General features: G+C 73.7%; 7 protein-coding genes and 1 pseudogene. 3 read left to right on the forward strand and 5 right to left on the reverse strand.

The window, feature by feature from the left end:
- Positions 1-913, forward strand: a pseudogene (locus ACYVQV_RS18755) (hypothetical protein); the annotation flags it as partial.
- Positions 914-1,290: 377 nt separating this feature from the next.
- Here the strand turns inward: ACYVQV_RS18755 and ACYVQV_RS18760 are convergent.
- A complete protein-coding gene (locus ACYVQV_RS18760; protein ID WP_461024843.1) occupies positions 1,291-1,533 on the reverse strand; it encodes a hypothetical protein in 243 nt (80 codons plus the stop codon).
- A 60-nt stretch (positions 1,534-1,593) separates the two neighbouring features.
- Complete coding sequence (locus ACYVQV_RS18765; protein ID WP_461024844.1) at positions 1,594-2,364, reverse strand: SDR family NAD(P)-dependent oxidoreductase; 771 nt, start codon at positions 2,362-2,364, stop codon at positions 1,594-1,596.
- 80 nt (positions 2,365-2,444) lie between these two features.
- Here ACYVQV_RS18765 and ACYVQV_RS18770 point away from each other — a divergent pair, with 80 nt between their 5' ends.
- Positions 2,445-3,233 (forward strand): exodeoxyribonuclease III, encoded by a 789-nt coding sequence (locus tag ACYVQV_RS18770; protein WP_461024845.1) that lies wholly within the window; start codon positions 2,445-2,447, stop codon positions 3,231-3,233.
- 231 nt (positions 3,234-3,464) lie between these two features.
- Here ACYVQV_RS18770 and hemG read toward each other — a convergent pair whose 3' ends face one another.
- The 3 genes from hemG to ACYVQV_RS18785 all read right to left on the reverse strand — a co-directional run bounded on the left by hemG (position 3,465) and on the right by ACYVQV_RS18785 (position 6,362).
- The gene (gene hemG / locus ACYVQV_RS18775; RefSeq protein ID WP_461024846.1) at positions 3,465-4,973 is read right to left on the reverse strand and encodes a protoporphyrinogen oxidase; all 1,509 of its coding nucleotides are present in this window, start codon (positions 4,971-4,973) and stop codon (positions 3,465-3,467) included.
- The gene (locus ACYVQV_RS18780) at positions 4,970-6,106 is read right to left on the reverse strand and encodes a TIGR04053 family radical SAM/SPASM domain-containing protein (RefSeq protein ID WP_461024847.1); all 1,137 of its coding nucleotides are present in this window, start codon (positions 6,104-6,106) and stop codon (positions 4,970-4,972) included. The genes hemG and ACYVQV_RS18780 overlap by 4 nt, the downstream gene beginning before the upstream one ends.
- A 130-nt stretch (positions 6,107-6,236) precedes the next feature.
- A complete protein-coding gene (locus tag ACYVQV_RS18785) occupies positions 6,237-6,362 on the reverse strand; it encodes a hypothetical protein (RefSeq protein ID WP_461024848.1) in 126 nt (41 codons plus the stop codon).
- A 309-nt stretch (positions 6,363-6,671) separates the two neighbouring features.
- Here ACYVQV_RS18785 and ACYVQV_RS18790 point away from each other — a divergent pair, with 309 nt between their 5' ends.
- Complete coding sequence (locus ACYVQV_RS18790) at positions 6,672-7,367, forward strand: tyrosine-type recombinase/integrase (RefSeq protein ID WP_461024849.1); 696 nt, start codon at positions 6,672-6,674, stop codon at positions 7,365-7,367.
- Positions 7,368-7,438 lie beyond the last annotated feature (71 nt).

Consider the following 7,438-nt stretch of genomic DNA (forward strand, 5'->3'; position numbering starts at 1 on the left):
GCCCCCGGTCGACCCCGACCCCGTCGACCCAGTGCCCCCGGTCGACCCCGACCCCGTCGACCCAGTGCCCCCGGTCGACCCCGACCCCGTCGACCCGGTACCTCCCGTCGACCCCGACCCCGTCGACCCAGTGCCCCCGGTCGACCCCGACCCCGTCGACCCGGTCCCCCCGATCGACCCCGACCCCGTCGACCCGGGTCCGGTCGACCCCGATCCCACGCCGGACTGGTCCGTGCTCGACCCGGGTGGCTTCGACGTCGTGGCACGGCACGTGGGTCGCCTGACGACGTCCGCCGCCGCGGGTGACTGGTACCCGAACGAGGGCAACGCGTCGTCGGCCGCGGTCACCCTCGCCGACGGTCAGGTGCTGCGCGGGGCGTACCTGTACTGGTCGTCGCGGTTCGCCGGCGTCCGCCCGCCCGGCGGCGTCGAGGACGCGGTGACGGTCACCACCCCGAGCGGGACGACGGTCACGCTGGACGCCGCCGGCTCCCAGGTGCGCGGCAACCGCTTCCAGAGCCGCGTCGACCTCACGGACCTCGTCCGCGACGAGGGCGCGGGCACCTGGACCGTCGGCGCCACCGGCCCCGTACCCGGCATGGGCAGCGACGCCGGCTGGGTGCTGCTGCTCGTCGTCGAGGACCCGAACGCCCCGCAGCGCCAGCTCGCCGTCCTCGACGGCCTGGAAGACGGGTGGGAGGGCAGCGGCGGACCCGGGACCGACGGCGTCACCACCGTCACCTGGGACGGGCGCGCGGACGTCGAGGACGCGGCCGGCCCCACCGAGCTGCTGACCGGCACCGACGCCGTCCGCGTGGAGCGGACCCCGGCCGGTCAGGAGGACGGCGGGCTCGACGTCGACACGGACGGCGGCGGCCGCCTCGGCGTCGTGGTCGTCACCCGCGCGCTCTGACGCGGAGATCGCCCAGGGCGACCGCCGCGACACCGCATCGGTCCGGGCGAGTCGCTGTGATCGGTCCGCAGGTACTCCCGATGTGTCCTACGTGCTCGTTCAGCTCATTGCTCGCTGGTCGACATAGGAGGCGCTCAGCGGCTGGAACATGGATCCCGATCGGCGAGTCCACCCGCGACACTCCCTCTGTCAGTCACGCTGAAGTCAGGTGGACCGTACGGCAGGTCAGGCACGTCTCCGAGAAACGAAGGCGCCGGATCTGCGATCAGCCGTAGGAGCGCACCTGGCGCCGGCCTCAGCGATCTCGTCGCAGCTACGGGTGTCATGGGCCTTCCGGAGTGACGTGCTCGCACAGTGCGCTAGCCCTGGGCGAGCAGCTACTGCCATCCGCGTGAGGGCATCCGCCCCGGATAGGCGAGTACCTGGCGTACGCACTCGAGCCAGTCGTCCCATGCAGCCGGGTCGAAGGTTCGCCCGCGGTCATCGATGCTGATGTCCCCCATCAAGGTGAGCAGGTCGTCACCCGCTCGCCCGGCGAACTGGTAGATGAACAGGGACATGGCGTCGAACGCCTGCTCCGGCGTCAGGAGCGCGGGGGTGGAAGCTTCGAGGTCTGCCACGGTTCAATCCTCCCGTCGGTCACCCGTTGACCACACGCGGGACCGCCAGCGACGCGACGCTCACGCGTCGCGGCGCTTGCGCAACCCCCACGACACCTGGCGCACCAGCGGTCGGGGCGCGTGCCGGGAGACGGCTGTCACGAACCGGTAGCGCCACGACGGGACGCTGACGACGCGGCCGCGGCGGACGTCGTCCAGGCAGTCGCGCACCAGGTCGTCGGCGTCCAGCCACATCCGCTGCGGCAGGGCGCTCATGTCCATGGCGGCGCGCTCGTGGAACTCGGTGCGCACGAACCCCGGGCACAGCGCGGTGGCGGTGACGCCCGTGCCGCGCAGCTCGCCGGCGAGCGCCTCGGTGAAGGTCGTCGCCCAGGCCTTCGCGGCCGAGTACGTGCCCATCGTGGCGAACCCGGCGACGGACGAGACGGTGACGACGGCGCCGTGGCCGCGCTCGACCATGGCCCGGGTCGCGGCGTGGGTGACGACGAGGACCGCCCGGCAGAGGACGTCGAGCATCCGCTCCTGGTCCTCGACGTCGCCGGCGAGGAAGGCGTGCCGCAGCCCGAAGCCGGCGTTGTTGACGAGCAGGTCCACCGGCCGGCCGGGGTCGCCGGCGCGCTCGGCGACGCGCTGGACGTCGTCCCGGTCGGCCAGGTCCGCGGGCAGCACCTCGACGTCCACGCCGTGCTCCTCGCGCAGATCGCGGGCGATCCGCTCGAGCCGCTGGGCGTCCCGGGCGACGAGGACGAGGTCGTGCCCCTCGGAGGCGAGGCGGCGGCAGAAGGCCAGGCCGATCCCGGCGCTCGCGCCGGTCACCAGTGCGGTCGTCACCCGCCCGACGCTAGGGCACGGCCGGCAGGCCACGCAGGTCGCCCGTCGCGTCGTCGGGGCCGGTGGGTAGCGTGCACGCCGTGCGACTGGCCACCTGGAACGTGAACTCCGTCCGTGCCCGCATCGACCGGGTGATCTCCTGGATCGAGCGCAGCGACGTCGACGTCGTCGCGCTGCAGGAGACCAAGTGCAAGGACGAGCAGTTCCCCGAGGACCGGTTCGCCGACATCGGCTACGAGGTGGCACACCACGGCCTGAGCCAGTGGAACGGGGTCGCGGTGGTCTCCCGGGTGGGCCTGTCCGACGTGACCGTCGGGTTCCCGGGCATGCCCGGGTGGGGTGAGCCGGCCGAGTCGGAGGCCCGGGCGATCGGCGCCACCTGCGACGGGGTGCGGGTCTGGAGCCTGTACGTGCCGAACGGGCGCACCCTCGACGACCCGCACCTGGCGTACAAGCTGGACTGGCTGGCGCGGCTGCGCGAGGCGGGCGCCGGGTGGCTGTCCGAGGACCCGGACGCGCAGATCGCCCTGTGCGGGGACTGGAACGTCGCGCCGACCGACGACGACGTGTGGGACCCGGAGTTCTTCGTCGGCCGCACCCACGTCTCCCCCGAGGAGCGCGCCGCGTTCCACGGCGTGGTCGAGGCCGGGTTCGCCGACGTCGTCCGGCCCCACTGCCCCGGCCCGGGCACGTTCACGTACTGGGACTACACGCAGCTGCGGTTCCCGAAGAAGCAGGGCATGCGGATCGACTTCGCCCTGGCCTCCCCCGCGCTCGCCCAGCGGGTCAGCGGCGCGCTCATCGACCGGCAGGAGCGCAAGGGCAAGGGCGCGAGCGACCACGCGCCCGTCGTCGTCGACCTCGACTGACGGCACCCGACACCGCACCCTGGTGGAAAGGTGCGCCACGACGGCCACCCCGGACCGCAGGTTGGTGGAAAGGTGCGCCCCCACTGGCACCCCGGAGCGCAGGTTGGTGGAAAGGTGCGCCCCCACTGGCACCCCGGAGCGCAGGTTGGTGGAAAGGTGCGCCCCCACTGGCACCCGACACCGCACCCTGGTGGAAAGGTGCGGCGGCGGGGGGTCGAGCGCCCTAGCGGCTCACCGGCGCACCAGGCCGGCGAGCACCGCCCCGGCGGTCCGGGTCGCGGAGGCCACGCAGTCCGACAGCCCCACCCCGTGCCAGGCGCTGCCCGCCAGGTGAAGCCCTGGGTGCGCGGCGACCCGGCAGGTCGCCTCGGCGACCCGGTCCAGGTGCCCGACGTGGTACTGCGGCATCACGCCGGACCACCGGTGCACCCGGGCCAGCAGCGGGTCTGCGGTCACCCCGGCCGGGGAGCGCAGCTCCGCGCGCGCCCGTTCAACGAGGTCGGCGTCCGTGAACGCGTCGAGGTCAGGCCGCCCGGGCCCACCCAGCGACACCCGGACGAGCGCGTGCCCGACGGGTGCCCGACCGGGCAGCTTCGCTGACGTCCACGTGCACGCCCGGGCCAGCCGCCCCTCGGACGCCGGCACGAGGTAGCCGTGCCCGCGGACGGCGTCCCGCACCTCGTGCGCCCGGTAGCCGAGGGACACGACCGCGGTCGACCCGTACGTGGTGGTGCGCAACGCGCCCGCGAGGTCCGCGCCGAGGTCCGTGACGGCGTCCGCGGCGACCCCCGCGGGGACGGCGAGGACGACCGCGTCGGCGTCCACGGACCCGCCCGCGTGCTCGACCCGGTACCCGCCGCCGCGTCGCTGGACGGCGGTCACGGGCGACCCGGTGCGGACGTCGGCGCCGGCTACGGCGAGCGCCACGAGCAGCGCGTCGACGAGCGCGCCCATGCCGCCGGTCGGCGTCAGCAGCGGCGGCGGAGGGGTCGCTGCCGGCGGCGACGTGGCCCGCGACGACGTGGCGCCCGAGGCGTCCCGCGCCGCGCGACGCTGGGCGAGCACCGCCTTGGCCAGCCCGCCGTGCGCCTGCTCCACGGACCGCAGGTGCCGCATCGTCGCGAGGACGCTGGCCTCCGACGGGTCGGTCGCCAGCACCCCGCTGACGAGCGGCTCCGCGATCCGGTCGTACGCCTGCGCGCCGAGGCGGCGGGTGACGAACGCCCGCACGCTCTCGTCGGCGTCGTCCTCGCGGGGGCGGACGAGGTACTCGCAGGCCAGCCGGGCGCGGCCCGCGGGGGTGAGCAGGGAGGACCGCATCACCGGCCACGGGTCCTTAGGCAGCAGCCCCATCAGCCCGTCCGGCAGCGGGCGCAGGCGTCCGCGACGGACGAGCGAGGTCCCGGCGGCGAGCCGGTCCGCGGGGACGAGCTCCTCACCGAGCCCGAGCTCGCGGGCCAGGTCGACGGCGTGCGGACGGGAGGTCAGCAGCGAGTCCGGGCCGCCGTCCAGCACGAAGCCGTCGACGTGGTCGGTGACGACCTTGCCGCCCGCGCGGTCGCCGGCCTCCAGCACCGTCACGCGCAGGTCGGGGGCCGCGGTCAGCAGCCGGTGCGCCGTGGTCAGCCCGGTGATCCCACCGCCGACGACGACCACGCGGGCCCCGACGGAGCGCACCCCGGCCCCGTTGCCGGCGTCCGCGACCGTGGCGCGGCGCCCGCCGACGTCCTGGGCGGTCACCGCGGCCACCCCGCCGGGACGTAGGCGCACGCCGGGTCGGACGCGTACGGGTCGCCCGTCACCGCGTAGGCGCGGCCGCGCTGCCCCCCGCACGCGGCACGGAACTCGCACACGCCGCACTTGCCGGTGAGCCGGTCGGGGTCGCGCAGACCCCGGAACAGCGGGTGGTGGCGGTACAGGTCCACGACGTCGTCCTCCCTGACGTTGCCGACCGTCACGGGCAGGAACCCGGACGGCATGACGTCCCCGCGGTGGGAGACGAACAGGAACCCGCGGCCGTCGTTGACTCCCTGGTGCGGGCGGTGCAGGCCGTCGTGGAACGCGAAGCCCGCGCCGGACGCCGGTGCGCCGCCGTCCGCCGCCGCACGCTGCGCCACCACGCGCCGGTACATGGGCGCCGCGGTCGCCTTGACGTCGAAGTCCCCCTCCCGGGCGAGGTCGTGCAACCAGGTGAGGACCTCCTCGTGGCGCTCCGGGCTGATCATCCGCAGCTGCTGGCCGCGGCCCATCGGCACGAGGAAGAACACGCTCCACTGGACGGCGCCGACGGACCGCACGAACCGGACCATCTCCGGCAGCAGGTCGACCGTGTCGGTGGTGACGGTGGTGTTGACCTGGGTGCTCAGGCCCACCTCGCGGGCGTTGCGCAGGATCGTCATCGTCCGCTCCCACGACCCCGGCACCTTGCGGAAGTCGTCGTGCACCTGCGGGCTGGGCGAGTCCAGGCTCAGCGCCACCCGCCGCACCCCGGCCTCCTTGGCCCGACGCAGCCGGTCGACCGTCGGCAGGACCGTCGCCGTCGGGGTCAGCGAGCAGCGCAGGCCCGCGGCGTCGGCGTGGGCGATGAGGTCGAACAGGTCCTTGCGCATCATCGGGTCGCCGCCGGTGAACACCAGGATCGGTGAGCCGAACGCCGCGAACCGGTCGATGAGGCGGTACCCCTCCTCGGTGGTGAGCTCGGCGGGGTCGCGCCGGGACTGGGCGTCGGCGCGGCAGTGCACGCACGCGAATGCGCACGCCCGGGTCACCTCCCAGGCGATGGTGAAGGGCGCTCGGTCGAAGTCCGTGCCGGACAGCCAGGAGTCGCGCTCCCGCCGCTCGGTCACGGACCGCCGGCGGGTGTCCAGCAGCATGCGCTCGCCTCCCGGGAGTGGTCCGGGAGAACCTTCGTCGCTGCCGTCGGCCGCGGGTGAGGGGATTAGGTCCCGACCGGGTCCGGGGAAAACCGCTCGGCTCCCCGGGACCACCCGGTCGGGCTACCGCTCAGGCGCGCAGGTGCCGGACGCCGTCCCAGGCGGGATCCGTGCGGACGGCGATCCGCGCGTCCCCCTCCGCCCAGGTGGCCGCCACCGACCGGGCCGCGTCGGCGGCGCCGGTGGACGCGTCCACGTACCAGTGCAGCCCTCGGGTTAACCCACGACGTGGTTGATCACCTGCGCGCCTGGTGCATCGAGGAAGGAACCAAGTCGGGTTTCGATGATCGTGCCTGGCGGTGTCTGTTGCGGACTGGGACCTATTGCATCTGGTGGCCATTCGCGCGGTTCAGGAACGCCGACCCTGCGGGCCTTCTCACCCATGTGAACGGTGGGCCTGCCGCGCCCGGGCTGCCCCGAAGAGTGCTCCGACCTGCGACGTTGACAGCGGTCATGCATCAGGTGCAAGATCCGTGCCTCTGATGCTATCGGCTGGAGGGGCTCCGTGGGTGATGGTCCGGCCACGGGGGGCCCGCATGCAGCCGAGCTGCTGTCGGGCTCGGTGGTTCATCTGCATCCGGAGGATGCGGTGGTGCAGGCGATGTTGCGGGGTTGGCGGGCGCAGATGGCGGCGCGGGCGCTGTCCGCGGGGACGGTGGAGTCGCGGCTGTCGGTGGTGCAGCGGTTCGCCGACTTCTCGGGCGAGTACCCGTGGCAGTGGCGGGCGGCCGATGTGGATGACTGGTCGGTCGAGTTGCGGGGTCGTGGGCTGAGTTCATCGACTCTGCGCGCGTACCAGGGGAGCCTGCGGCAGTTCTGCGACTACCTGGTGGACCCGCGCTATGAGTGGGGTGAGGTGTGCTGGGAGCTGTTCGGCTCTCATCCGGTGCAGGTGTGCCACGAGTGGAATACCACCGCGCACGTGGCGGAGGTGGAGGCACGTCCGCAGGTCCGTCCGTTGACCCGCGGTGAGGTCGAGGCGTTCTTCGATTACGCGGACGAGCAGGTCGCAGTGAGAGCCCGTCAGGGCCGGAAGGGGTGGGCGGCGGCGTGGCGCGATGCCGCCTTGTTCAAGGTGATCTACGCGTTCGGGTTGCGGCGGCGGGAGGCGGCGATGTTGGAGCTGGTCGACTTCGGGTCGAATCCCAAGGCGCCGGAGTTCGGCGCGTACGGGCTGGTGACGTCCCCTGGGGTGGTGTAGTTCTCGATCTTGTTCGTCGTGATGGCCGCGATGAAGAAGGCCATCGTGCGATGGTCAGTGAGACCGGACTA

It is taken from the genome of Thalassiella azotivora (genome assembly GCF_054781695.1).